This is a genomic window from Janthinobacterium sp. FW305-128, assembly GCF_020858135.1.
Lineage (GTDB): Bacteria > Pseudomonadota > Gammaproteobacteria > Burkholderiales > Burkholderiaceae_D > Janthinobacterium.
In genome coordinates this window covers 248,532-272,655 of record NZ_JACYMK010000005.1, presented here as the reverse complement: position 1 = coordinate 272,655, position 24,124 = coordinate 248,532, and the positions used below count along the sequence as shown (strand labels likewise).

Sequence of the window (24,124 nt, the reverse complement as noted above, 5' to 3'; positions counted from 1 at the left end):
CTATTTCCTTGGAGGAGATAGAGGAGACAAGTGCATCTTGCGGCATCGCGGCATATCACGCCACTTTATATTCATGATGATAGAAATATCCATCAGTGATAATGAGATGCCATCAGGGTTTCAAGCCGTGCGGCGCGTGGCCAAGAGTAAAAATTCTGCCAGCCACACCAGCAGGGCCAGGCCCGGAAACGCCATGCCGGTCAGCAAGGTTGCCTGCCAACCATAGCTGGCATACACCCAGGCGCCGATGGCCGAACCGGCCGCGCCGCCGGCGAAGAACAGCGCAAAATACAGGCCGTTCAGGCGGCCCCGCACTTCCGCGCCCAGGCTGAAGATGGCGCGCTGGCCCAATACCAGGTTGGCCGCCACGCCCATGTCGAGCACGATGGACGCCACCACCAGCAAGCCCAGCGCCACATGTTTCGATTCCGGCGCAAACATGGGCAAGGCAAACGCGACGATGCCCAGCCCCAGCGCGGCAGCCGTGGCCGGCAAGGTGTGGCCCGCGTCCGCCAGGCGGCCGGCGATGGGCGAAGCGACGGCGCCCGCCATGCCCACCAGGGCAAAGATGGCGATGCCCGTTTGCGACAGGCCGAACGCGGGGCTGGCCAGCACCAGCGGCGTGACGGTCCAGAACAGGCTGAAGGCGCCAAACAAACCCGCGTGATAGGCGGCGCGGCGGCGCAGCACGGGCGTGCCCAGCAGCAAGTGCCACAGCGAGGCCATCAGGGCTGGATATTTCATGCTCGACACGGGCCGACGCACGGGCAAGGCACGGCGCAGCACCAGCGCCAGCAATACCATCAGCACGGCGGCGCCGCCAAACACCACGTGCCAGCTGGCGTGCGCGGCCACCAGCGACGCCACGGGACGGGCCAGCATGATGCCCAGCAACAAGCCGCTGACCACCTTGCCCACGGTTTGCCCCCGCGTCGCTTCCTGCGACAGGTGGGCGGCAAACGGCACGATCACTTGCGCCGCCACGGAACCGAGGCCGATGGCCAGGGCGGCGGCCAGGAAGACGATGGCGCCCGTGGAGAGGGCCGCCACCACAAGGGCCGTGGCCGTCACCAGCAAGGCCGTGACGATCAGGCGGCGGTTTTCCAGCAAGTCGCCCAGGGGCACGACAAACAGCAGGCCCAGGGTATAGCCCACTTGCGTCAGGGTGACGATCAGCCCGGCCGCCTTGGCCGACAGGCCCGTCGAGGCGCTGATGGGGCCGACGAGGGTTTGCGCGTAATACAGATTGGCGACGATGAGGCCGGAAGCGATGGCCAGCAACAGCACCATGGCCGGTGCAATGTCGTGGGGAGTGGAAGATGAGGCCTTGTTCATGTTGTTTCCTCGGTTCGATAGGGATGTCGCCATTCTAGGGAAAACTATGGCAAAGATAATCAGGGCATAATCCACTTATACTTTTCACATAAAATGAACAATGAGAATGGAAGTTATCCTATGGACAAGATCAAGGCCATGCAGACCTTCGTGCGCATCGTCGAAGCCAACAGCTTTTCCAAGGCGGCCGAGACCCTGAATTTGCCCCGTGCCGCGCTGACGGCCACCCTGCAAAAGCTGGAAGCCTACCTGGGCACGCAATTGCTGCAGCGAACCACGCGCCGCTTGTCGCTGACGCCGGAAGGGGCTGAGTACTTTCGCCATTGCATTGATATTTTGAAAGCCGTCGACACGGCGGAACTGGCATTTCGCGGTCCCGACGCGAAAAAACCGCGCGGCTTGCTGCGCATCAACCTGCCCAATACGGTGGGCCGCAGGTTGGTCGTGCCGCATATCGCGCACTTCCACGCCGCCTGGCCGGACGTGCAATTGCAGCTGAGCCTGACGGACCGCCTGGTCGACCTGACGCAGGAAGGCATCGATTGCGCCTTGCGCGTGGGCACCTTGCAGGATTCCGCCTTCATCGGCAAGCAGGTCGGCCTGATGCGCTTCGTCACGTGCGCCGCGCCCGCCTACCTGGCGCGGCACGGCACGCCGCAGACCCTGGCCGACCTGGCCGCGCACCAGGGCATCATGCATTACTCGGGCCGCACGGGACGCGCCTTCGATTGGGATTTCCAGCAAGGCAAGGAAGTGCTGCGCGTGCAGATGGCCGGCCCCATCGCCGTCAACGACGCGGACGCCAGCGTCGATTGCGCGCTGCAGGGGCTGGGACTGGCGCAGGCGGCCGTGTACCAGGTGCGCGCGCACCTCGACAGCGGCGCGCTGGTGGCCGTGCTGGCCGATCATCCGCCCACGCCCATGCCGATGTCGCTGCTGACGCCGCAAGGCCGCCTGGCCACGCCCAAGCTGCAGGCGTTTGCTGGCTGGATCACGGCCCTGCTGGCGGCCCAGCCCGACGTGCAAGCGCCCACGCACAGAATCTGAGGCAAAAAAAAGCCCGCTGCGAGAGCGGGCTGAATCTATTTTCTTGGAGGAGAATAGAGGAGACAAGTGCATTATGCTGCATCGCGGCATATCGATCCAATTGATTGTTGGAATGATAGAAATACGCCAAACGGATAACTGATCGGGGCGAAAAAAAACCGGCTCCGCAAGGAACCGGTTTTCTAGTGCATGAAAGCCTTACTTCGCTGCCGTCACCGGCGTCGCCTTGCCATCCGCGCCATATGGCAAGACCTTGGCCGCCATGCGGGTATCGGCCTTGATCAGCGCCACTTCGTCGGCCAGGATGCGCGCCGCTTCGTTCAGCAGCACGTCCTTGGCGCTCTTGGCGGCCGTTTCGGCGTCCAGTTCCGCACTCAGCGCGCGCTCGTCGCCCTGCAAGCCGTCGTCGGTGCGCAAGGCGCCCTTCACGGCGGCGATCTGCTTGGCCGTCTTGCTGGCCGCTTTCGCGCCCTTCAGCACGTCTTTCGGATCGGGAATCACCACCAGGTCGTCGGCCGGATTCGAAATCTGCGCGATCAGGCGTTTTTCACGGGCCTTCGCGCGCGCTTCCTGGGCATCGCGCTCCTTGCGGCGCACGGTTTCATTGAGCGAAATCTGGTTTTCCTTGCGCTGCTTGACGACGAGAGCGATGTCATCGAGCAAGTACTGGAAATCCTTGTCCTTGGCCACGCGCGCTTCATGCTTCTTGTCCAGCAGCGGCACGATATCCTTCAGGTCGCCCGTCGGCATGTACGGCGCCGGCTTGATGGCCACCCATGGCAAGGCATTGTCATAGCTCGATTCGCCGAAGTTTTCCGTGTCCGACATGGCCGGCAGCTTGATGTCGGGCGTGACGCCGCGCAACTGCGTGGTGCCGCCGTTGATGCGGAAGAACTGGGCGATGGTCATCTTCAGCTCGCCGAAGCGGGCTTTCTCGCTGCCGCCGAAACGGTCGAGGTTGAACAGGGTTTGTACGGTGCCCTTGCCGAAGCTGCCTTCGCCGATGATGACGCCTCGGCCGTAATCTTGCACGGCGGCGGCGAAAATTTCGGAAGCGGAAGCGGAACCGCGGTTGATCAGCACGCCCATCGGGCCATCCCAGGCCAGGCCGGAATTGGTGTCGCTTTCCACGTCGACCTTGCCTTCGGCATTGCGCTGCATCACGACAGGGCCCTTGTCGATAAACAGGCCCGTCAGTTCGACGGCTTCGTTCAGCGAACCGCCGCCATTGTTGCGCAAGTCGATCAGGACGTTGTCGACCTTGTCTTTCTTCAGCTCGGCCAGCAAACGGCTGACGTCGCGCGTCGCGCTTTTAAAGTCTTTGTCGCCACGGCGGCGCGCTTCGAAGTCCTGGTAGAACGTCGGCAGGGCAATGACGCCGATGCGGCGCTTGACGCCATTTTCCCGCACTTCGATGATCGATTTCTTCGCCGCCTGCTCTTCCATGCTGATTTTCTTGCGCACCAGCGGCAAGACGACGTGCTTGGCATCGGGGCCGGCGTCGGCCGGCAGGATGTCGAGGCGCACGACGGAATCCTTGGCGCCACGGATCAGCTGCACCACGTCGTCGATGCGCATGCCCAGCACTTCGGTGATGGGGCCGCTTTCGCCCTGCCCCACGCCGACGATGCGGTCGCCCACTTTCAGCTTGCCCGACAGGCCGGCCGGGCTGCCCGGCACCACTTCGCGCACCACCGTGTATTCGTCGCGCGTCTGCAGCACGGCGCCGATGCCTTCGAGCGACAGGCGCATGGCGATGTCGAAGTTGTCCGAGGCGCGCGGGCCCAGGTAATTGGTGTGCGGCTCGATCGACATGGCGTACGAGTTCATGAAGATCTGGAACACGTCTTCGCTGTTGAGCTTGCGCGAACGGGTCGTGTAGCTTTCATAGCGCTTGTCCAGCGTCTCGCGGATGGCCTTGTCTTCCTTGCCCGCCAGTTTCAGGCGCAGCCAGTCGTTCTTGACGCGCTTGCGCCACAGGTCGCGCACTTCCTCGTCATTCTTCGGCCAGGCGGCCTTTTCGCGGTCGATCTGGTAGCTCTCGTCGGCGGTAAAGTCGAACTTGGTTTTGAGCAATTCACGCGCATACGCCATGCGCTCGTCGAAACGCTGCTGGTACAGGTTGTAGATGGCAAACGGCGCCGTCAGGTCTTCATTGATGATGGCGTCGTCGAGCTTGGTGCGCAAGGGAGCAAAGCGGTCGATGTCGGCCTGCACGAAGAACAGTTTTTCTGCGTCCAGGGATTTGAAATAGCGGTCGAAGATTTTCTCCGACATGGCGTCGTCGAGCGGCATGGCCTTGTAATGGACGCGCGTCAATACGCGCGATGCCCACAAGGCGGCCTGCGTTTGCTGGGCCAGCGGCTTCATGGTGAGCGGAGGAGCGGCGCTCTTGTCCGTCTGGGCTGCGCCAGCGTGGGCTGACAGGGCGAGCACCAGGGTGACCAGCATCATTTGCTTCTTCATCGGCTTCTCCGAAAATTAGTTAAATCAATTCCAGGCGGCGCAGAGATGCATGCGCCAGCCAGCAAGACAGTAAGGGGATACACGACTGGTCTGCATATTATTCTACAGGATACGGCCTGGCAGTCTCCCAAGGAAGATCAGTTTCTTCCTGGAAGCTTAAACGCGGATTAAAGGCGGCGTCTCATTCATTACAAAGTGAAACATTCGTGAGAAAAATCGCATCATTCAGCAGCGATGAATATCAACATGCGCTACTGGAATGAAAAAAGTCAATAGGTTGAAGCGGCAATCCTTGATCTCAATGATGTTTTTATGTGAAAAAGTAATTCCTGCTGGAAACACTTAGTAACAAATGGCAAGCAACATGCTATCATCGCGCCCTGAAATACAGCTTGCCTGCACGCCGCTCCCACAGCCGGCGCGCCTCCGTTTCAACAGTGTTCCCACCAGATCCCCTCCCCGCGTGTCATGTCATGACCTGGAATGGCCGAGCTGATTACCCTTTGCCAGACTCACACTATGCCTACAATTTCCTTCTCCCCCCGCCATTGGAGTGTCGGCGGCAAGATTACCGTCTTCACGTTTGCCCTCGTCAGCCTGATCCTCGCCAGCCTGACTGCCTTGATGAGTATCAATACCTCGCGCGTGCTGGAACAGCGTGCCGAAGCGGCCGTCACCAGCGAACTCAATAGCGTCATGACGACCACGCAAGTCTTCCATACGGCCATGGTCAACGAAGCGGCCAGCTTTGCGCGCCTGTTCGCGGCGGAATTTCCCGGCCCGTTCACGGTCGACGCGGGCGCCATGGTGGCGGTCGCCGGCAAGGCCACGCCGGCCTTGGCCAATGGCGGCAAGGTGCTCAACCTCGACACGGCCCTGGTCGACCGCTACACGGCGCAGACGGGCGTGATCGCCACCATCTTTGCCGCCAACGGCGATGAATTCGTGCGCATCAGCACGTCGCTGAAAAAGCAGGATGGCGAACGCGCCATCGGCACCCAGCTCGACCACAACCACCCCAGCTACGCGCCGCTGCGTGCGGGCCAGCGTTTCGTCGGCATGGCAACCTTGTTTGGCAAGCAATACATTACGCAATATGATCCCGTGCGCGACGCGGCAGGCAAAGTGGTGGGCGTGCTGTTCATCGGCCTCGATATCAGCAAGAATCTGGCCATGTTGAAAGAGAAGATTCGCCAGGTCAAGATCGGCCAGACGGGCTACATCTATATCGTCGACACGGCTCCCGGCGCCAATTACGGCCACCTGGTGCTGCACCCGAACAGCGAAGGCAAGAGCGCGCTCGACTTCAAGGCTAGCGACGGCCGGATGTTCATCCAGGAAATGCTGGCGCAGAAAGACGGTGCCATGCGCTATACGTGGACGGCGCCTGGCGAAACGGCTGCCAGCGCGCGCGAAAAGCAGCTGTATTACCGTCAATTCAAGGATTGGCAATGGATCATCGCGGGCGGCACGTTCACGGACGAAATCACCTTGGAAGCGCGCCAGATGCGCAACCAGCTGGCCATTTCCGGCTTCGTCGCCCTGCTCGTCTTCGCCCTGCTGCTGTACTGGCTGGTGCGCACCCTCGTCTCGCGCCCGCTGGCCACCGCCGAAACGGCCGCTGCGCAAATCGCCGCCGGCGACTTGACGGTGCACCTCGATACGACCAGCCTGGACGAAATCGGCCGCCTGCTGCGCGCCATGAACCGCATCAGCGACAACCTGTCGCAAGTGGTCGGCAACGTGCGCGGCAGCGCCGGGCAAATCGCCACGGCGTCCGGTGAAATCGCCAGCGGCAACCTGGATTTGTCGAGCCGCACGGAACAGCAAGCCAGTTCGCTGGAAGAAACGGCCGCCTCGATGGAGGAACTGAGCTCCACCGTGCGCCAGAACGTCGATCACGCGCAGCAAGCGAGCAAACTGGCGCATGAATCGTCCAGCCTGGCAGCCGAAGGCGGCGCGGCCGTGGCGCAGGTGGCCAGCACCATGGACGCCATCCGCAGCTCATCTGGCAAGATCGCCGACATCATCGGCGTCATCGACGGCATCGCCTTCCAGACGAATATCCTGGCCTTGAACGCGGCCGTGGAAGCGGCCCGCGCCGGCGAACAGGGACGGGGCTTTGCCGTCGTCGCCACCGAGGTGCGCACCCTGGCGCAGCGCTCGACGGCCGCCGCGAAAGACATCAAGGACCTGATCCAGGCATCGGCCGGCACGGTGGACCTGGGCCACGCCCAAGTGAGCCAGGCCAGCGCCACCATGGACACCGTGGTGGCCAGCGTCCAGCAAGTGAGCACCATCATGGCCGAGATCGCGCAGGCGAGCGAAGAGCAGCGCAGCGGCATCGAGCAGGTCAACCAGGCCATCGCCCAGATGGACCAGGTGACCCAGCAGAATGCGGCCCTGGTGGAAGAAGCGGCCGCGGCCGCCGACGCCCTGCAGGAGCAGGCGCATGAGCTGAACCAGGTGGTGGGCGTGTTCAAGCTGTAAGGTCATGCCTGGTGCTAAGATGGGGTCGAATCCACCTTACCGGGAGACACGATGCACGACGACTATGTTTTAATTGCCCGGCTGATGATCCCCACGGATGCGCACGTCATCCGCGGCTGCCTGGCAGCGGCCGGCATCGACGTGCTGCTGACGGATGACCAGCACATGCAGGCCGACATGCTGCTGGCGGCCGCCATCGGCGGCGCCCGCGTCATGGTGCGCGCACACGACGTGGCACGCGCCAATGACATCCTGGCCGCGTTCGAACGGGGCGATCTGGCGCTGGCGGATGATGCGGACGTGGGTGTGCCCGTCGCCGAATAAGGAATTAACTTAGGAGTAGAAACAGCGCCCGCAAGCCTGGCGGTAACTCTCGTTGCCGCCTATGCTGATCTGCTCACCTTCCTTGATGCGGCGGCCCTGCTCGTCCACGCGGATGTTCATCGTGGCCTTCTTGCCGCAAGTACAAATATTCTTCAACTCTTCGATATCGTCGGCCAGCGCCAGCAGATAGGCCGAGCCGGGGAACGGTTCGCCCTTGAAATCCGTGCGCAAGCCGTAGCAGATGACGGGCACGCCCTTCACTTGCGCCAGCTGGTGCAGCTGCTGCACTTGTGCCGTGCTGAGAAATTGCGCCTCATCCACCAGCAAACAGGCGACCTGGGGAATATCGTCCAGGAAATTCGTGTCGGCATGAAAGATATCGACCTGGCGCTGCGGCCCCAGACGCGAGGTGACCCGGCCCACGCCGTAGCGGCTGTCGATGGCGGCCGTGTACAGGCGCACCTGCTGGCCCTGCTCTTCATAGTTGTGCGCGACCTGCAACAAGGCCGTCGACTTGCCCGCGTTCATCGCGGAATACCGGAAATAAAGTTTTGCCACCGCCGCCTGCCCTGTCTGGTTGATTTTCAATACTATTTAGTATCTTTTCGAGGCGTGATTATAAATCGCAATGGCAGGCTTGCGGCAGCTTAATAGTCCTGCCTGTGGCGCGGCAAGCGGGCCAAAAACGGTGCATACTCGCATCGCGTACCTTGCCGCCGATATGCGCAGGGCGCATATGCAAGCATGGAAACATTCGTTCGCCGCACTCGTCCACCCGCCTACACTGCGCGGCACGGAAGGCGGCTCGGGACACGATCCTGAGCGGCTGTTTCTCTGACAGGAGCCACCATGAATGATCGAATGCCATCCCCCTCCCAGCCGCCAGCGCTATACAAGCTGATCGGCAACACCCCGCTGGTCGAAGTCACCAGGCTTGATACGGGCCTGTGCCAGCTGTTCCTGAAACTGGAATCGCAAAATCCCGGCGGTTCCATCAAGGACCGCATCGGCCTGTCCATCATCGAAGCGGCCGAAGCCGACGGCCGCCTGCAGCCGGGCGGCACCATCGTCGAGGCCACGGCCGGCAACACCGGTATCGGCCTGGCCCTCGTCGGGCGCATCAAGGGCTACCGCGTGATTCTCGTCGTGCCCGACAAGATGTCGACGGAAAAAGTGCTGCACCTGAAGGCGCTGGGCGCCGAAGTGCACACCACGCGCTCGGACGTGGGCAAGGGCCACCCCGAGTACTACCAGGATTATGCGGCGCGGCTGGCGCGCGAACTGCCGGGCGCCTTCTTCGCCGACCAGTTCAACAATCCCGCCAACCCGCTCGCCCACGAAACGACGACGGCTCCCGAAATCTGGGAGCAAACTGGCCATGACGTGGACGCCATCGTCGTCGGCGTCGGTTCGTCCGGCACCCTGACGGGCCTGACGCGCTACTTCCGCAAGGCGCAGCCCAAGCTGGAATTCGTGCTGGCCGACCCGCAAGGCTCCATCCTCACCGAATACATCGAGTCGGGCAAAGTCAGCGACACGAGCGGCTCGTGGGCCGTCGAAGGCATCGGCGAGGATTTTATCCCGGCCATCGCCGACATGGACAGCGTCAAAAAGGCCTATACCATCAGCGACCAGGAAAGTTTTGATTCCGCGCGCGCCCTGCTGCGCGCCGAAGGTATTTTAGGCGGCTCGTCCACGGGCACGCTGCTGGCCGCCGCCCTCAAATACTGCCGCGAACAGACGACGCCGAAGCGCGTTGTCACATTTGTCTGCGACACGGGGACGCGCTATCTGTCGAAGGTCTACAACGACGGCTGGATGCGCGACCAGGGCCTGTTGCAGCGCGCGCTCTCGGGCGACTTGCGCGACCTGATCGGACGCCGTTACGACGAGGGCGACGTCGTCAGCGTGGCGCCCGGCGACACCCTGCTCACGGCCTTCAACCGCATGCGCGCCAGCGACCTGGCGCAACTGCCCGTCATCGACGGCGGCCAACTGGTCGGCATTATCGACGAATCGGACTTGCTGCTGCATGTGTCGAGCGACGCCGCCCATTTCGCAGGTCTGGTGGGCGCCACCATGACGACGCAGATCGAAACCCTGGCGCCATCGAGCGGCTTGCCCGCCCTGCGCGCCACCCTGGACCGGGGCTTGACGGCCGTCGTCGCCGACGATACCGGCTTCTATGGCTTGATCACCCGCTTCGACCTTCTCAACCACTTACGCAGGACTTTATCTTGAGCCAAGAAACCACCCGCAAGCGCCATCTGGCCACCCGCGTCATCCACGCCGGCCAGTCGCCCGACCCGTCGACGGGCGCCATCATGCCGCCCATTTACGCCACCTCCACCTTCGTGCAGGACAGCCCCGGCGTGCACAAGGGCCTCGATTACGGCCGCTCGCACAATCCCACGCGCTGGGCGCTCGAGCGCTGCGTGGCCGACCTGGAAGGCGGCAGCGCGGCGTTCGCGTTCGCTTCGGGCCTGGCCGCCATTTCGTCCGTGCTGGAACTGCTGGACGCGGGCAGCCACATCGTCGCCGGCGACGACATGTACGGCGGCACGTATCGACTGTTCGAGCGCGTGCGCCGGCGTTCGGCCGGCCACGCATTCACGTACGTCGACCTGACGAATCCCGAGAACCTGCTGGCCGCGCTGCGCCCGGAAACGAAGATGGTGTGGGTGGAAACGCCCACGAACCCCATGCTGAAACTGGCCGACTTGCGGGCGATCGCCGACATCTGCCGTGAGCGGGGCATCATCGCCGTGGCCGACAACACGTTTGCCAGTCCGCTGGTGCAGCGCCCCCTGGAACACGGCTTCGACATCGTCGTGCATTCGACCACCAAGTATTTGAACGGCCACTCGGACATCATCGGCGGCATCGCCATCGTCGGCGCGGAAGAACGCCAGGCGGAATGGCGCGAGCAGCTGGGCTTTTTGCAGAATTCAGTGGGGGCGATTGCCGGGCCGTTCGACAGCTTTCTGGCCTTGCGCGGCGTGAAAACCCTGGCCATCCGCATGCAGCGCCATTGCGCAAGCGCCCTGGCCCTGGCGCAGTGGCTGGAGCAGCAAAAGGAAGTGAAAACCGTGTTTTATCCGGGGCTGGCATCGCACCCGCAGCATGCGCTGGCGCAGCGCCAGATGGATGGTTTCGGCGGCATCATCTCGATCGACCTCGACACCGACCTGGCTGGCGCACGGCGCTTCCTCGAGCGCTGCGAAGTATTTGCCCTGGCCGAAAGCCTGGGCGGCGTGGAAAGCCTGATCGAGCACCCGGCCCTGATGACGCATGCCAGCATTCCCGCCGAACAGCGGGCCAAGCTGGGCATCGGCGACGGCTTGATCCGCCTGTCGGTGGGGATCGAGGATATCGAGGATTTGCGCCATGATCTGCGCACGGCGCTGGACGCGATTTGAGGGGGAGAGGTGCCGGATTACGCTGCGCTAATCCGACCTACGCTATGCCGAGGCCGGTAGGTCGGATTAGCTCGGCAACGCCGGGCGTAATCCGACACACCACAAACGTCACTCCCCCGGCCGATACCTGCGCTCCAGGTGCTTCGCCACGTCCTCCGGATAAAACAACACCTCCTTGAATTCGCCGCGCGCATACATGGCCGCCTGGTCCTGGAAGTGGGGCGACTTCGGGTCGCCGCTCTGGCCACCGGCAAGAATGCTTTTCGCCTTGATGCGGGGGCCGAATTCCACGGCCGCGACAAAGCTGTTGCCGCGTTCGCCGTATATCCTGCGGGTCGTGCTCTTGCTGCTCTGTCCATACGCGGCCAGCGCGCCCCAGTTGCCCGACGCGTAAGGCACGGGCAAGCTCGGCTGCGCATCGTCGAACGGCTGCACCATGTCGCCCGTCAGGCGCTGGAAGCGGTTGATCTCGCCCCACGGCGTTTGCCAGCTACCGAAATCGCGCTGCAGTTTGTCCGCCGCCGTCGCCAGGGCAGCCAGCCGCTGCGCCGCCGTGACCTTGTCCGTCGCCAGAAAATCGACCACGGGCACGCCTTGTTCCCTCGCCTGCTTGCCCGTCAGCTCCGCCAGCTCCTGGCCCCAGAACACGGCCAGCGAGGTGGCGGTCGACGTCAGCGCATAGCGCCAGTCCCAGGTCCGTAGCAGCGCGATTTTTTCCGCCAGCGCCAGCTGTTGCGCGCCGCCGGCCGGCAGCGCATCGTAGGCCGCGAACAGCGGCGGCAGCAGCGTTTCAAAGGCCGTCAGTTCGCTGTCGTAGGAGGCGGCGATCAGGCTGTCGAGCGTAAAACCCGTCTTGTTCTGAAAAACCTTGACGGCATGCAGGCCGCGCGCGTTTTCGCCGTAGACCGACATGTAGGCGGGATAGTCCTGCTGGCGCGGGCTGTTGGCGCCGGCCGCCGAATACGGCCAGTTGTTCGTGTTCTGAATCCAGCCATTCTTCGGATTGAACAAGGTGATGGTTTGCGCCACCGTGTGCAGCCCTTTCCATTCCGTGGCCGGGTCGCTGCCGTCGACGGGCTGCTTCCAGTTGAAGCGCGGGTCGCGCACGGGGATGAAATTGCCGTGAAAGTAGGCGATATTGCCATCCGCATCCGCATACACCGTGTTGTTCGACGAATTCGTGCGCAGCTCCATCGTCTTGTAAAAGGCCGCGTAATCGCGCGCCTTGGTGCGCGTGTACGACTGCGTCAAAGCCTTCAACGGTTCATTCATCAGGCGCACGGCCACCCATTTACCGTCCAGCGCGCGCACGATGGGGCCGTGGTGGCTGTAGTAGACGGTGATGGTTGTCGATCCCATGCGGCCATCGGCCAGTTTATAGGGCAAGGTGATCGGCACGGCTTTCAAAGGGCGCAGCCCGCCGTCATAGCGGTAGAACCAGGCGCCATCGTGGTCGACGATGCTTTCCAGGTATTCGTCGATGACGTCGCCGCCGCCCGAGGTATGCATCCAGCCCAGGCGGTCGTTAAAACCCTGGTAAACGAAGAACTGGCCCCAGGTGACGGCGCCATACGCGTTCAAGCCTTCGCCGCTGGTGACCTGCACTTCGGGACGGAAGTAGAACGAGGTGTGCGGGTTGATCATCAGCAGCGCATGGCCGTTTTTCGTGATGGCGGGCGCGATAGCGAAGCCGTTCGAGCCGCTCGGTTCGGGGTCCAGACCTGACGCCAACCTGGTCTCCACGCTGGCCAGCGCCATGGCGACGGGCCTGGCCTGCTGGCCGTAGAACGCTTCGAGCTGCGTCAGGTTGACCGATTCGATATCGCCGCCGATGCTGCCCTCGCTGAAACTGAGGGCCATCCACGGCTCGAAATGCGTAATCAAGCGAGGTTTGACGTGCGGATGCGTGGCCAGGTAAAAATTGAGGCCGTCGGCAAAGGCATCCATGAGTTTCTGCAGCCACGCCGGGCTGGCGCGGTACTGCGCCTGCAGCTCCTGCGGATCGATGAAGAGCTTCATGCGCAGGTCGCGGTACAGCTCCCGCTCGCCCTCCACTTCCGCCAGCCGCCCCATGGCATTGATATAGTTCAATTCCACGCGGGGGAAATCGTCTTCGGCCTGCGCATACATCAGGCCGAAGACGGCATCGGCATCCGTCTTGCCCGTCACGTGGGGAATGCCCCACGTGTCGCGCGCGATGCTGACGTTGGCAGCCTGCGTCTGCCAGCGGGCCATGTCCGTGACGGAAACGGCGGGCGCCGCCAGCGCGGGAGGAGCGGCAACGATGCCGCAGGCGATGGCGGCGAACAAGGCACGGCGAACTGGCATGCACTACTCCAATATCAGGATGCGTCGATCAGGGTGGCGATACGCTGGTTCAACTCCACATTTTCCGCCTGCAGCTGCGCCACTTTCTGCTTCAAGCTGGCGATCTCGCCGCGCAGGCGCTCCGTTTCGGACGGCGCCTGGGCCGCGTTTTCCGCCCACGGCTCGTTGCCCGTTTCCGGCGTGTCCTGCGAAACGTGAGGCGCTTTCGGCTCGCGCGGCGTGCGCGTGGCGGCGCGCTGTTCGCGGATTTCCTTGGCCGCCTGGCGTAATAATTTCTTGCCGCCGGCGACGGCCGCCACCTGCTCTTCCGGCGGCAGCGATGCCACGGTGGCCGCGGCATTGATCGAGATCGTGCCCGAACGGACGGCTTCCACCAGCTCGGGCGAAGCGGCTTTCTGGATCTTCTCGATCTGGCTGATCTGGTTGCTGCTCAATCTGGCCGCCTTGGCCACCTCTTCGCGCGTGCTCATGGGAGGCTTGGGCGCGTTTTCGCCATCGGGCGCGTCCTGGGCGCTGACGGGCGCCGGGCTTCGCGCGGCGACGATCTCCTTCTTGCGCAAGGCCAGCACGCCGCGCTGGAAGTCCGACACGCTGCGGCGCGCCAGGTGATTGTCGATCATCCACAGCATGACGTCGTCGAGCGAGGTAAAGCTGGTGTTCTGGATGGTCTTGAATTCGATGCCGTGCTGGCGGCAGATGGCGTAGCGGTTATGCCCGTCGATCAGCACGTCGTTCCACAGCACCAGCGCATCGCGGCAGCCTTCGGCCAGCAGGCTGCGCTCGAGCGCCGCGTACTCGCTGGCGGTGAGCGGGTCGATATACGACTGCAGCACCTGATTGATAGTGATATTCATGGTTGTCCTCAATATTGCGGCGCGATGGTCCGCGCCGGCACGAATGCTACACCATCCGCCCTCCATAAGGCTGACCGAGGTCCCCCATCGCTCGTCACGGCAGAAAAAAGCACATTTTTCCTTTCCTTCAGAAGCAACTGAACTTATCATTTGGCAATATTTAACGACCTTCCCCTTACTCGCGCCTGCTTGCGTATGAGCGCTTCGAAGACAAACAAGGAAATCAATGAAAAAGTTATGCCGCGTCGCCATCGCTGCCCTGGTACTCAGCGGGTGCGCCACCATGGAAGTGCGCGAGACCACCCGCACGATGGAACGCATCGGCCATGATCCGCAACTGAATGTCGTTTCAAAGGTCACTGCCGGTGAAGCACTGTTGTCCACATTTCAATACACAAGCAAAACGGGCTATCAGATTTACGATGGACGCGCCGTGTCGATTGGCGGCGGACGTGTAGCCGTCATCGAGGGCGACTTCCTGTACCGCGCCGATGTCGAGGGAAAACCTGCTTACTGCACTGAACGGCAGGTATTCAATATGCTGCTGCCCGGAATGACCAAGAATGCCTGTTTTGCCGACCGAAACAATGATGGCCTGCTGGACCAGGTGATGATCGCAGGCGATCTGGCGTGGTGGCACGAAGACGTCAGCCCCGGCATCAAATTCGGCCCGGGAGTGGAAACTGCACCTATCGACAGGTCCATCAATTCACAATTGCTATATCAGGGCTACAGCAATAAGACATTGCGCATTGCCTACCGGGAGTATGCGGGCAGCCTGGCAAGGCCGTCGTTTTCGCAAGATTTATCATTCGAGATCACAAGTTTTCCTGCGGAAATCACCTTCAGGAAAATCAAGATCCAAGTACGTAGCGCAGGAAATCAGGGCCTGGAATACCAAATCATTGGCGGCTACTGACACTCGCGGGCAAGCTGCGATCCAGGCAGATATAGCATGAAAAGAAAGTACGCCACCGCGATCATTTTTGCCGTCGCCGCCATCGGCTTCACCTGGGTCAGCCCCTACATCGCCATGTACCGCATCAGCATCGCGGCGAAATCCGTGCGCCTGGAAAACTTGGCGCAGCAGGCCGACCTGCCTGCGATCCGCGCCAGCGTGGCGCGCCAGCTGCGCGCGGGCGGCGAAACGGCCAATGACGATGATTTCAAGGAAATGCTCGACACCATCGTCTCGCCGCCCGGCATCACGGTATTGATCTTGCACGGCAAGCAGGGGGCTGACGGCAAGCGCCACGACTTCGGCATGGCGTACCGCTCGTGGAATGAAGTGGTGCTGCGGCGCAGCGGCGCCGGACCCGCCGCAAGCCAGTTTCTGCTGCGCCGCCATGGCATCTGGGACTGGAAACTGATGGACATTACCCTGCCGCCGGAATTACTCTAAAGAAACTTGATCTAAAACAACACTTACCTAAACCGTCATATTGATTTTGGGAAATATTATGTAGAATGCCAACACCTCAGGCGCACCGGGTCGCCAGGCATCCGAGAGATTGCACGATGAAAAGAATGATGCTTCTCGCTGTAGCGGTACTGGTCGCGCTGGCCGGCGTCTTCTATGGCAGCCCGTACTTCACCATGAACAAGATCCGCGCGGCCACCATGGACGAGGATACGCAGGCGCTGGCCGCGCAGATCGACCTGGCCCAGTTGCGCGGCAGCCTGGGGCAGCAACTGCACACCCTGTTCTCGGCGCCGGAAGTGGCCGACGATATCAATCCCGAGGTCATCGATCCCTTGCTCGACACCATGCTGATGCCCGAAGGCATCGTCGCATTGATGAAGCTCAATGACCGCTACGAAAACCCGATCGCGAAGGTCAGCGACATCAGCGGCCGCAAGCGCAACACCAAGCCCGACTACAGGCTGCGCTACACCTCGTGGAACAGCGTGGTGGTGCAGCGCGCCCACAGCAAAAGCCATATCGGCGAACTGACCCTGACGCGCGACGGCCTGTGGCACTGGAAGCTGGTATCGGTGGCCCTGCCAAAGAACTTGCTGGCCGACGCGTAAAGCGCCCCCCTCTTGTCGTCAATCCAGCGGCTATCCGACACCGGACACTGCTATCATCGGATTTTGATTTCCAACGGAGGTAGCATGTCAGACCTGGTACAACACGCACTGGCCCACGCGGGCAAACCGGCCACCACGCCCTGGGTGGTGACCTTGGTCGGCGGTGAAAAACTCACCGGCCCCATTTCCCCGCTCAGCGACGGCTGCTACGCCATCGGCCTGGGACAAATCAAGTACTTTTCCAGCGACAAGGTCGCCTGCCTGAATGTATCGGGCGCGGGCGCATTTCCTATCTGAATATCTTGCCAATGGACGACGCGCGGGATACTCAGCAGGACAGCCTGGCGGCGCAGCTGCAGGCGCTGGAAGCGGCGCTGCAAAGCCAGGCGGTGCGCGCCGACAGGGCCAGGCTGGCGGCCCTGCTGGCTGACGACTTCGTCGAGTTCGGCAGCTCGGGCAATCTCTGGACGCGCGCGGCAACCCTGGCGGACTTGCCGGTGGAAGACTTTTGCCAGCGCAGCATCCACGATTTTCAGGCCCGCTTGCTGGCCGACGATGTTGCCTTGGTTACCTACCGCTCGCAACGCCACGCCAACGGCGCCCTGCCCGCCAGCGCCAGCTTGCGCAGTTCCTTGTGGAAATGGCGCGATGGCCGCTGGCAAATGATTTTTCACCAGGGCACGCCCATTCCCGGCTGATCCACCTCCCCGAAGATACTGTCTTGCGCCCGATCAAACGGCGCAGGAACCAGCATCCATGCCGAAAAGTTGTTTTTTGACACGCAAAATCTCATTGATTTAATGAATTTTTTGTGCAACAATGAATTTAATAAATAAAACAAATAAATTATTGAAATCGGTTTTTTAAATTAATTCCATCCTTGCACCACGAATCCGTGTTCTGGATAGAAAAGCACTGCGTAGGACTCGACCCGTCGCCAGGCAAGCGCCTGCCACCGGTCTCACGCAAGCCCCCTTTCTAATCATCACCACGTATTTTGGAGAGACATCATGGACAAATTCACCGTACGCACCCAGCTCACTCTGGCTTTCGGCCTGCTGGTCTTTTTCCTCATCGGCATATCGATCCTGTCCGTGCGGAGCTTTTCCAACTTCAACGCCAGTTTTGACCAGTATGTCAACGGCATCACCGCCCGCGCCAATACGGCGCACCGCGTACGTGACGCAATCGACATGCGTGCCGTGGCGGCCAGGAATCTGGTGCTCGTCACCAAGCCGGAAGACCTGGAGATCGAACGCAAACAGGTCTTGCAGGCGCAGGCCGAGGTCGTCAAGAACATGCAGCATCTGCTGCAGCTGACACAGCAGCCTGAGGTATCGGATGAAGTGCGCGCCATAGTCAACAAGATAGACGGCATCGAAAAACGCTATTCTCCCGTAGCGATGGCTATCGTGGACCTGGCGCTGCAAAAGAAAACCGACCAGGCCATCGTCAAGATGAATGAGGAATGCCGCCCGCTGCTGGCCGCCCTCGTCGCCGCCAGCGATGAATATTTCGCCCTGACGGACCAGCGCTCTACCGCCATCTTGCAGGAAGACAACGAGCGTTACACGCTCAACAGGAATATTCTCATCGGCGCCAGCCTGCTGTCCATCGTGCTGGCAGCCCTGGCGGGCTGGCTCATCACACGCAGCCTGCTCAAGGCGCTGGGCGCAGAACCGAAGCAGCTGTGCGACGCCGTCAGCCTGCTGGCCGGCGGCGACCTGACAGGCAAACTCAACGTTGCACCGCACGATACCGCCAGCGTGCTGTCGGCGCTGCAGCGCATGCAGGAGTCGCTGACCACGGTAGTGTCGTCGGTGCGCCAGGATTCCGACACCGTTTCCCTTGCCGCCGCGGAAATTTCCAGCGGCAATAGCGATCTGTCGCTGCGCACGGAACAGCAAGCCAGTTCGCTGGAAGAAACCGCTTCGTCAATGGAAGAGCTCACCAGCACCGTGCGCAAGAATGCGGAAAATGCCCGCGAAGCCAATATGCTGGCCACGACGGCATCGGACGTCGCCAGCAAGGGCGGCGCCGTGGTGGGGCAAGTGATGGGCACCATGGACCTGATCAGCGAATCGTCGCGCAAGATTGTCGACATCATCAGCGTCATCGACGGCATCGCCTTCCAGACCAATATCCTGGCCCTGAATGCCGCCGTGGAAGCGGCGCGTGCCGGCGAACAGGGCCGCGGCTTCGCCGTCGTGGCGACCGAAGTGCGCGGCCTGGCCCAGCGCAGCGCCAGCGCAGCCAAGGAAATCAAGGCGCTGATCGACGATTCCGTCAGCCGCGTCGATGCGGGCTCCAGGCTGGCGGCGCAAGCGGGCACGACGATGTCCGAGGTGGTCGCCAGCGTCGCCCGCGTCAGCAACATCATCGCTGAAATCACGGTGGCCAGCCAGGAACAGTCCGCAGGAATCGAGCAGATCAATCAGGCGGTGACCCAGATGGATAGCGTCACGCAGCAAAATGCCTCGCTGGTGGAAGAAGCGGCGGCGGCGGCCGAATCGCTGCGCGAGCAGGCCAGCCACCTGGTGGAAACCGTGAGCATCTTCAAGACGCATGACAGCCATCTGGCGGCACCCGCACCGGCGCCAGCACCGGCACGCGCCAGCCACAAGCCGCTGCGCCTGGTACCGGCAGCAGCGGCCAGCAGCCCCGCCAAGCGCCAGGCCGCACCGGCAAAACCCCGTGCGGCGCAAGCGGAAGCCGTGACGGCCGGCGACTGGGAAGAGTTTTAAGCACGTACAGGCATGCAGCCACGCATGCCCCGCTTCACACGCACAGGGGAGAGCCGCAGCCGGCCTCCCCTGTCGCGTTGCAACAACACGCCCCTCACATAAAAAATCCGCGGCAACTGTTGTATTTGTGCCGCCCCGGATCCCGCTACTACGCCGAAATGGCGCATGCTTTTTTGCGCCGCCGCAGGAAACCTCGTCGTCTTGTCCAGCCTATTTTGTTCCCGCACAAGCCTGCCGGCACTCCACTATGCACCCGCCAGATAGTGACGACAAATACGATTTTATTCGCGTATTGAGTCGAAACGGATATGAATAGCCATCGTTGGAAAATGGCATGAATACCAAAATTTCCCGTGCTAGCATGATTTTTCGTTCAGCTGGCCAGCGCCAGCTTGCATGCCCCCAACAACCTTGACCGACAGGAGCCGTTTCATGATGACACCGCATGCCCGCACAGTACGCCACACCCTGATTGCCCTGGCAATCAGCGCCGCCTTTCCGCTGCAGGCGATGGCACAGGATAGCGTCCCGGCGCCAGCTGCCGACGCGCCTGCCGTCCCGGCGGCACAGACCGGTCCTGGCCAGCTGGAAACGGTGATCGTGACGGCGCAGCGGCGCGCGGAAAACATCAAGGACGTGCCCATGTCCATCGCCACCTTGAAAGGCGACAAGCTCGACACGCTGACGGCCGGCGGCGCCGACATCCGCTTCCTCAACAGCCGCTCGCCCAGCGTCTCCGTCGAATCGGATTACGGCCGCACCTTCCCCCGCTTCTACATTCGCGGCCTGGGCAATACCGACTTCGACCTGAACGCCTCGCAGCCCGTGGGCCTGGTGATGGATGACGTAGTGCAGGAAAACGCCATGCTCAAGGGCTTTCCCGTGTTTGACGTGGATCAGGTCGAAGTGCTGCGCGGCCCGCAAGGCACCTTGTTCGGCCGTAACTCGCCAGCCGGCGTGATCAAGTTCGATTCCGCCAAGCCCGTCTTCAAGACGGAAGGCTACCTGAGCGGCGGCTTCGGCAAGGATGGCATGAAGAACCTGGAAGGCGCGTTCAACGTGCCCGTCAGCGACACGGTCGCCCTGCGCTTTTCCGGCCAGACGCAGCGCCGCGACGACCGCGTGCACAACCCGCGCCCCACCGGCACGCGCGACTTCGAAGGCTATGAAGACAGCGCCGCCCGCCTGCAGGTATTGGTCAAGCCCATGCGCGACTTCACGGCCCTGTTCAACGTGCACGCGCGCAATCTCGACGGCACGGCCACCCTGTTCCGCGCGAATATCCTGAAACAGGGCACGAACGACCTCGTCGACGGCTTTGATTACGACAACTACCCGACCGACGGCATCAACCGCCAGCACCTGAAAACCAAGGGCGCCAGCATGCGCCTGAAATGGGACTTGCCCGGCGTCACCCTGCATTCGATCACCGGCTACGAAAAACTCGATTTCTTCAGCCGCGCCGACGTCGACGGCGGCTATGGCGCCGTGTCCGCGCCGCCGATGGGCCCCGGCTTCATCCCGTTCGTCGTGGAAACGGCCGACGTGATCCCCAACCACAAGCAGATTTCGCAGGAATTCCGCGCCGAGTCGTCTGCCCGCGGCCCGCTGCAATGGATAGCCGGCCTGTTCTACTTCAAGGAAGATATCCAGATCGACAGCATCGGCTTCAACAGCCTGGCGCCCGGCAACCCGCAAAGCCCGAACTACGCCACGCAAAACCAGAGCTCGAAGTCGTACGCGGCCTTCGGCTCGCTCAACTACACGGTCTCGGACGCCCTGAAACTGCGCGCCGGCCTGCGCTACACGACCGACAAGAAGGATTTCTCCGCCAAGCGGGTGGAGGCGACCACGGCCGGCCCCTTCGACTTGCACGACACCTCGCACAACGTCAGCTGGGACCTGAGCGGCACCTATGTATTGACGCCGGCAACGAATGCCTACGCGCGCATCGCCACCGGCTACCGCGCGCCGTCGATGCAGGGCCGCCTGAATGGCCTGGCCGACCGCCCTTCGTTTGCGGGCGCCGAGAAAGCGCTGTCCGTCGAGGCGGGCATCAAGCAGGACCTGTTCGACAAGCGAGCGCGCCTGAGCCTGGCCATATTCCAGTACCGCGTGAAGGACAAGCAACTGACGGCCGGCAGCGGCGCCGTCAACATGAACCAGCTGATCAACGCAGACAAGGCCACGGGCCGCGGCGTGGAACTCGATTTCCAGGCGAACCTCAGCGATTCGCTCAGCATGACCCTGGGCGGCAGCTACAACCACACGGAAATCCAGGACAAGAAGCTGTTCGTGCAAAGCTGCGGCAACGCGCAAAACAACCCGGCCAGCGGCTGCACCGTGACCGACCCGCTGGGCCCGTTCAAGGGCACGGCCTACATCGACGGCAACCCGCTGCCGCGCGCGCCGGAATGGCAAACCAACTTCACATTAAAGTACAGCATTCCCCTCGCCAATGGCGAGTTCTACGCCTACACGGACTGGGCCTACCGCACCAGCTACAACTTCTTCCTGTATGAAGCGAAGGAATACAAGGCCAAGGAACTGCTCGAAGGCGGTTTGCGCGTCGGCTACAAATGGGACAAATACGAACTCTCCGCGTACGGCCGCAACATCACCAACCAGATCCAGTCGCTGGGCGCGATCGATTTCGACAACCTGACAGGCATCGTCAACGAACCGCGCACGTATGGGGTGCAGTTCAAGGCGACATTCTGATAGCTGCGGGGAATGCATGCGCGAGCACCGCGCGCGGAGGAATGCCGTCAGCGCCAGCTGAGCGGCATTCTTTCAGGCCCTCCGTTGGCCACTCCGCTTTAGCGTCCTGCCAATGCGCCTATCGTGGCATTGTCGGGCGCGTAAGGCTGTCCGTCAAAGTATCGCCTGCCGATAGTCGACACTGCCTTCCCGATGTGTCCGGCTGCCACGATGCGCATGCTTTCGTCATGCATCCCCATACTGGCCACGGTCGCGTTACTACCGATGAAATACGGGCCAAAGATACTATTTTGATCAAAATTGCTGGTGGCCATACGCGCCTTATAGGTCACGATATTGTTCGTCGTTCCATCCGCTCCCGTGTAAAAACCGTCGCCGCTCATGCCGCTTCCTTCCGTGAAATAAATATTCCGGTCGCCCGTCGGACGGCCAGCTCCGGGGTTCAGATTGACCATGCGGGGGAAACGCGCCACCAGCGGATCGCGCTTAAAATATACAAGGTTGTTGCTGAAATTGACGAAGCCATCGGCTGCGGCCCCATCGATATACAGTGCCGTACACTGCTGCTTGCCTGCGGGATCGGTTAGCGCCTCATCGTAATAGATGGTGTTTTGATAGACATTCAAGCCCGTCCCTCCCGATATGCGCACGCCGCGAAGTCCTGGCAAGACAATCATATTGTGATGCGCAACGTTATCGAAATTCCTGGTGTTCGTGGCATCGTTATTGGCCAGGCTACCGGCACTTTGATAGTTGTTGGCGAACCAAATACCGCCGGAAGCATAGGTAAGCTGGCGCCGGTCGCGCGTAGTGCTGTAATAGCCATAGTTGTAGCGGATAATGCTGTTATCGTTGGATGACCAGAGCTCCACGATTGAATTGCCGCCGCAATTGCTGCTGATATTCTTTTCAACGATAAGTCCGGAGGTGCAGCTGTACTCGATCGCGTTGTTAAGCACGTCGTCGATGCGGTTCCCTGCCACGTAGCCCCCCTTCAGGCGTATCGCATCTGACAGTCCAATCATAGTGATGCCGTCCGAGGCAAGCACAGGACCATCGGCGCCAGCCTGAGTGGCGCGGCAACCGACCAGGCTGATATCGTTGATGCTGACGATGGCATCGACCACTCCAGTCGTCGGGGGCGCCACCGAAATGGAGACATTGCGTGCCTTGCGCGCCTCGACGCCGCAGACATGGATGTACCCGGTGTGTGGCACGTTCGAGTAGTTGATCATGAGGGCATGCTGGCTACTCGAGACCTCCATTTGCCCCAGACGCGGATCCTCACCGGCATAGGGGCGCACGTACAAGATGCCGTTCACGTACGCACTGCTGCCTTCCGTGGTCAGGCTTGCCGCGGCGCTGCCCGCAAAGGTCTTCTTCCACAGACGCACCTCATTTTGCCAGCAGTCATGCTCGATGGCGCCCATGGGATAAGACCAGATATTCGCTGCGCCGTCCTCCAGCGTCCAGTTCAGGACGACCACACCACTCGTAATGATGGGTAATACTTCGGCATCGCCATAGGGACAAATGGTGAATGGCTTGCCAGGCGAACCGTACACATCCAGTTGCAGCCCCATTGTTCCCGTCACGCGCAAGGTCGTTCCCCGCTTCAAGCCCAGCACCTGCCCGGACATATTTCCATTGATTACCAGCATTAACTGGGCCTGCGTGAAATACGGATGTTTCAAGGTGCCCAATCCAAGGCTGGATGTGGCGCTGGGATCGAAAAACAAGGAAGGCCGGCGAACAAACCCCTTGTCGTACAGATCAATGCCGCTCAGGGTATCGTCGAGCCATGTCAATCCTTTCGGCACACTGAGATCAAGACTCAGCGGGACCGCATTCAATGCACGTCCGGCCTCAGAAGCAGTAATGGTGTGCGGTTCGGTACTAGCGACTTTTTTTTGCATGACAACTTTCAAACAAGAAATTAGGGAAGCGTTCCGGCGTGCGGGACGCGTGATTCAAGTCTTGCGGGCAGTGACGACAAGGATCTGGCCGCATGACTGCGAGAAATGCTTGAGCACCTTGCCCAAGGCCCGCAATAATCCATCTGCCTCGCATGAGACGGAGGTGCTAATTTTTGGGCGTCCTCTTTGCATTGACCTTGCGGCCGTGAAAATCTATGGCTATCTATCCTATAGTTGCCCTCCTTTTGCAAGCTGATTTTGTATGATGTAAGTAGGCAAGCTTAACAACGCCTGACAAACCCTGGCGAGCGGAAAGAAGGCTAGGTGCCACCGTCGACTTGAGAAGCGCAACTGTACCAAGGTACTGGGGCGCTGAGCCAATAAGCATCGCAGACCGCAAATTACGACGCGCATTAGGTGTTGATAAGTGTTCCACATCTGTCCGGCGC

The 24,124-nt window shown here is 61.5% G+C and carries 18 protein-coding genes; 12 read left to right on the top strand and 6 right to left on the bottom strand.

The window, feature by feature from the left end; all coding sequences use genetic code 11:
* Positions 1-120: 120 nt before the first annotated feature.
* Positions 121-1,335 (bottom strand): MFS transporter, encoded by a 1,215-nt coding sequence (locus IGS60_RS13110; protein ID WP_230504824.1) that lies wholly within the window; start codon positions 1,333-1,335, stop codon positions 121-123.
* Between the two features lie 120 nt (positions 1,336-1,455).
* Here IGS60_RS13110 and IGS60_RS13105 point away from each other — a divergent pair, with 120 nt between their 5' ends.
* The gene (locus IGS60_RS13105) at positions 1,456-2,382 is read left to right on the top strand and encodes a LysR family transcriptional regulator (protein WP_230504823.1); all 927 of its coding nucleotides are present in this window, start codon (positions 1,456-1,458) and stop codon (positions 2,380-2,382) included.
* Positions 2,383-2,580: 198 nt separating this feature from the next.
* On the opposite strand, the gene IGS60_RS13100 is transcribed toward IGS60_RS13105, so the two are convergent.
* Positions 2,581-4,848 (bottom strand): carboxy terminal-processing peptidase, encoded by a 2,268-nt coding sequence (locus IGS60_RS13100; protein ID WP_099411418.1) that lies wholly within the window; start codon positions 4,846-4,848, stop codon positions 2,581-2,583.
* A gap of 519 nt (positions 4,849-5,367) precedes the next feature.
* Here IGS60_RS13100 and IGS60_RS13095 point away from each other — a divergent pair.
* Together IGS60_RS13095 and IGS60_RS13090 are read left to right on the top strand one after the other, a co-directional pair.
* Positions 5,368-7,338 (top strand): Cache 3/Cache 2 fusion domain-containing protein, encoded by a 1,971-nt coding sequence (locus tag IGS60_RS13095; RefSeq protein ID WP_230504821.1) that lies wholly within the window; start codon positions 5,368-5,370, stop codon positions 7,336-7,338.
* A 51-nt stretch (positions 7,339-7,389) separates the two neighbouring features.
* Complete coding sequence (locus tag IGS60_RS13090; RefSeq protein ID WP_230504819.1) at positions 7,390-7,662, top strand: DUF2007 domain-containing protein; 273 nt, start codon at positions 7,390-7,392, stop codon at positions 7,660-7,662.
* Positions 7,663-7,671: 9 nt separating this feature from the next.
* On the opposite strand, the gene IGS60_RS13085 is transcribed toward IGS60_RS13090, so the two are convergent.
* Positions 7,672-8,220: a thymidine kinase gene (locus tag IGS60_RS13085; RefSeq protein ID WP_034755172.1), complete on the bottom strand. Its 549-nt coding sequence runs from the start codon at positions 8,218-8,220 to the stop codon at positions 7,672-7,674.
* 303 nt (positions 8,221-8,523) lie between these two features.
* On the opposite strand from IGS60_RS13085, the gene IGS60_RS13080 reads away from it, so the two are divergent.
* Positions 8,524-9,903 (top strand): cystathionine beta-synthase, encoded by a 1,380-nt coding sequence (locus IGS60_RS13080; RefSeq protein ID WP_230504961.1) that lies wholly within the window; start codon positions 8,524-8,526, stop codon positions 9,901-9,903.
* A complete protein-coding gene (locus IGS60_RS13075) occupies positions 9,900-11,081 on the top strand; it encodes a PLP-dependent aspartate aminotransferase family protein (protein WP_230504810.1) in 1,182 nt (393 codons plus the stop codon). The genes IGS60_RS13080 and IGS60_RS13075 overlap by 4 nt, the downstream gene beginning before the upstream one ends.
* A gap of 108 nt (positions 11,082-11,189) precedes the next feature.
* Here IGS60_RS13075 and IGS60_RS13070 read toward each other — a convergent pair whose 3' ends face one another.
* Together IGS60_RS13070 and IGS60_RS13065 are read right to left on the bottom strand one after the other, a co-directional pair.
* The gene (locus IGS60_RS13070; RefSeq protein WP_230504808.1) at positions 11,190-13,409 is read right to left on the bottom strand and encodes a penicillin acylase family protein; all 2,220 of its coding nucleotides are present in this window, start codon (positions 13,407-13,409) and stop codon (positions 11,190-11,192) included.
* 14 nt (positions 13,410-13,423) lie between these two features.
* Positions 13,424-14,263 carry a hypothetical protein gene (locus IGS60_RS13065; RefSeq protein ID WP_070291240.1) on the bottom strand — a complete coding sequence of 280 codons (840 nt, stop codon included), beginning with the start codon at positions 14,261-14,263 and terminating at the stop codon, positions 13,424-13,426.
* A 226-nt stretch (positions 14,264-14,489) separates the two neighbouring features.
* Between IGS60_RS13065 and IGS60_RS13060 the strand changes: the two genes are divergently transcribed.
* The 7 genes from IGS60_RS13060 (at position 14,490) to IGS60_RS13030 (ending at position 21,759) form a co-directional block, all read left to right on the top strand.
* Positions 14,490-15,182 (top strand): hypothetical protein, encoded by a 693-nt coding sequence (locus IGS60_RS13060; protein WP_230504806.1) that lies wholly within the window; start codon positions 14,490-14,492, stop codon positions 15,180-15,182.
* 36 nt (positions 15,183-15,218) lie between these two features.
* On the top strand, positions 15,219-15,665 hold the full coding sequence (locus IGS60_RS13055; protein WP_070313501.1) for a DUF2939 domain-containing protein: 447 nt from the start codon (positions 15,219-15,221) through the stop codon (positions 15,663-15,665).
* Between the two features lie 125 nt (positions 15,666-15,790).
* Positions 15,791-16,294, top strand: coding sequence for a DUF2939 domain-containing protein (locus IGS60_RS13050; RefSeq protein ID WP_070222954.1), 504 nt, complete (start codon positions 15,791-15,793; stop codon positions 16,292-16,294).
* An 84-nt stretch (positions 16,295-16,378) separates the two neighbouring features.
* Positions 16,379-16,591, top strand: a complete 213-nt coding sequence (locus IGS60_RS13045) for a hypothetical protein (RefSeq protein WP_070222955.1) — start codon at positions 16,379-16,381, stop codon at positions 16,589-16,591.
* An 11-nt stretch (positions 16,592-16,602) separates the two neighbouring features.
* Positions 16,603-16,992, top strand: coding sequence for a DUF4440 domain-containing protein (locus tag IGS60_RS13040; RefSeq protein WP_230504804.1), 390 nt, complete (start codon positions 16,603-16,605; stop codon positions 16,990-16,992).
* Between the two features lie 312 nt (positions 16,993-17,304).
* Positions 17,305-19,038, top strand: coding sequence for a methyl-accepting chemotaxis protein (locus IGS60_RS13035; protein WP_230504802.1), 1,734 nt, complete (start codon positions 17,305-17,307; stop codon positions 19,036-19,038).
* Positions 19,039-19,473: 435 nt separating this feature from the next.
* On the top strand, positions 19,474-21,759 hold the full coding sequence (locus IGS60_RS13030) for a TonB-dependent receptor (RefSeq protein WP_230504960.1): 2,286 nt from the start codon (positions 19,474-19,476) through the stop codon (positions 21,757-21,759).
* Between the two features lie 98 nt (positions 21,760-21,857).
* Here the strand turns inward: IGS60_RS13030 and IGS60_RS13025 are convergent, their stop codons facing one another.
* Positions 21,858-23,675 (bottom strand): hypothetical protein, encoded by a 1,818-nt coding sequence (locus IGS60_RS13025; RefSeq protein WP_230504800.1) that lies wholly within the window; start codon positions 23,673-23,675, stop codon positions 21,858-21,860.
* Positions 23,676-24,124: the final 449 nt, after the last annotated feature.

What these genes read in the sequence shown, in the direction of transcription:
- IGS60_RS13110 (WP_230504824.1), bottom strand. Translation starts at nt 1,335, where the DNA reads ATGAACAAGGCCTCATCTTCCACTCCCCACGACATTGCACCGGCCATG.
- IGS60_RS13105 (WP_230504823.1), top strand. Translation starts at nt 1,456, where the DNA reads ATGGACAAGATCAAGGCCATGCAGACCTTCGTGCGCATCGTCGAAGCC.
- IGS60_RS13100 (WP_099411418.1), bottom strand. Translation starts at nt 4,848, where the DNA reads ATGAAGAAGCAAATGATGCTGGTCACCCTGGTGCTCGCCCTGTCAGCC.
- IGS60_RS13095 (WP_230504821.1), top strand. Translation starts at nt 5,368, where the DNA reads ATGCCTACAATTTCCTTCTCCCCCCGCCATTGGAGTGTCGGCGGCAAG.
- IGS60_RS13090 (WP_230504819.1), top strand. Translation starts at nt 7,390, where the DNA reads ATGCACGACGACTATGTTTTAATTGCCCGGCTGATGATCCCCACGGAT.
- IGS60_RS13080 (WP_230504961.1), top strand. Translation starts at nt 8,524, where the DNA reads ATGCCATCCCCCTCCCAGCCGCCAGCGCTATACAAGCTGATCGGCAAC.
- IGS60_RS13070 (WP_230504808.1), bottom strand. Translation starts at nt 13,409, where the DNA reads ATGCCAGTTCGCCGTGCCTTGTTCGCCGCCATCGCCTGCGGCATCGTT.
- IGS60_RS13065 (WP_070291240.1), bottom strand. Translation starts at nt 14,263, where the DNA reads ATGAATATCACTATCAATCAGGTGCTGCAGTCGTATATCGACCCGCTC.
- IGS60_RS13060 (WP_230504806.1), top strand. Translation starts at nt 14,490, where the DNA reads ATGAAAAAGTTATGCCGCGTCGCCATCGCTGCCCTGGTACTCAGCGGG.
- IGS60_RS13055 (WP_070313501.1), top strand. Translation starts at nt 15,219, where the DNA reads ATGAAAAGAAAGTACGCCACCGCGATCATTTTTGCCGTCGCCGCCATC.
- IGS60_RS13050 (WP_070222954.1), top strand. Translation starts at nt 15,791, where the DNA reads ATGATGCTTCTCGCTGTAGCGGTACTGGTCGCGCTGGCCGGCGTCTTC.
- IGS60_RS13045 (WP_070222955.1), top strand. Translation starts at nt 16,379, where the DNA reads ATGTCAGACCTGGTACAACACGCACTGGCCCACGCGGGCAAACCGGCC.
- IGS60_RS13040 (WP_230504804.1), top strand. Translation starts at nt 16,603, where the DNA reads ATGGACGACGCGCGGGATACTCAGCAGGACAGCCTGGCGGCGCAGCTG.
- IGS60_RS13035 (WP_230504802.1), top strand. Translation starts at nt 17,305, where the DNA reads ATGGACAAATTCACCGTACGCACCCAGCTCACTCTGGCTTTCGGCCTG.
- IGS60_RS13030 (WP_230504960.1), top strand. Translation starts at nt 19,474, where the DNA reads ATGACACCGCATGCCCGCACAGTACGCCACACCCTGATTGCCCTGGCA.
- IGS60_RS13025 (WP_230504800.1), bottom strand. Translation starts at nt 23,675, where the DNA reads ATGCAAAAAAAAGTCGCTAGTACCGAACCGCACACCATTACTGCTTCT.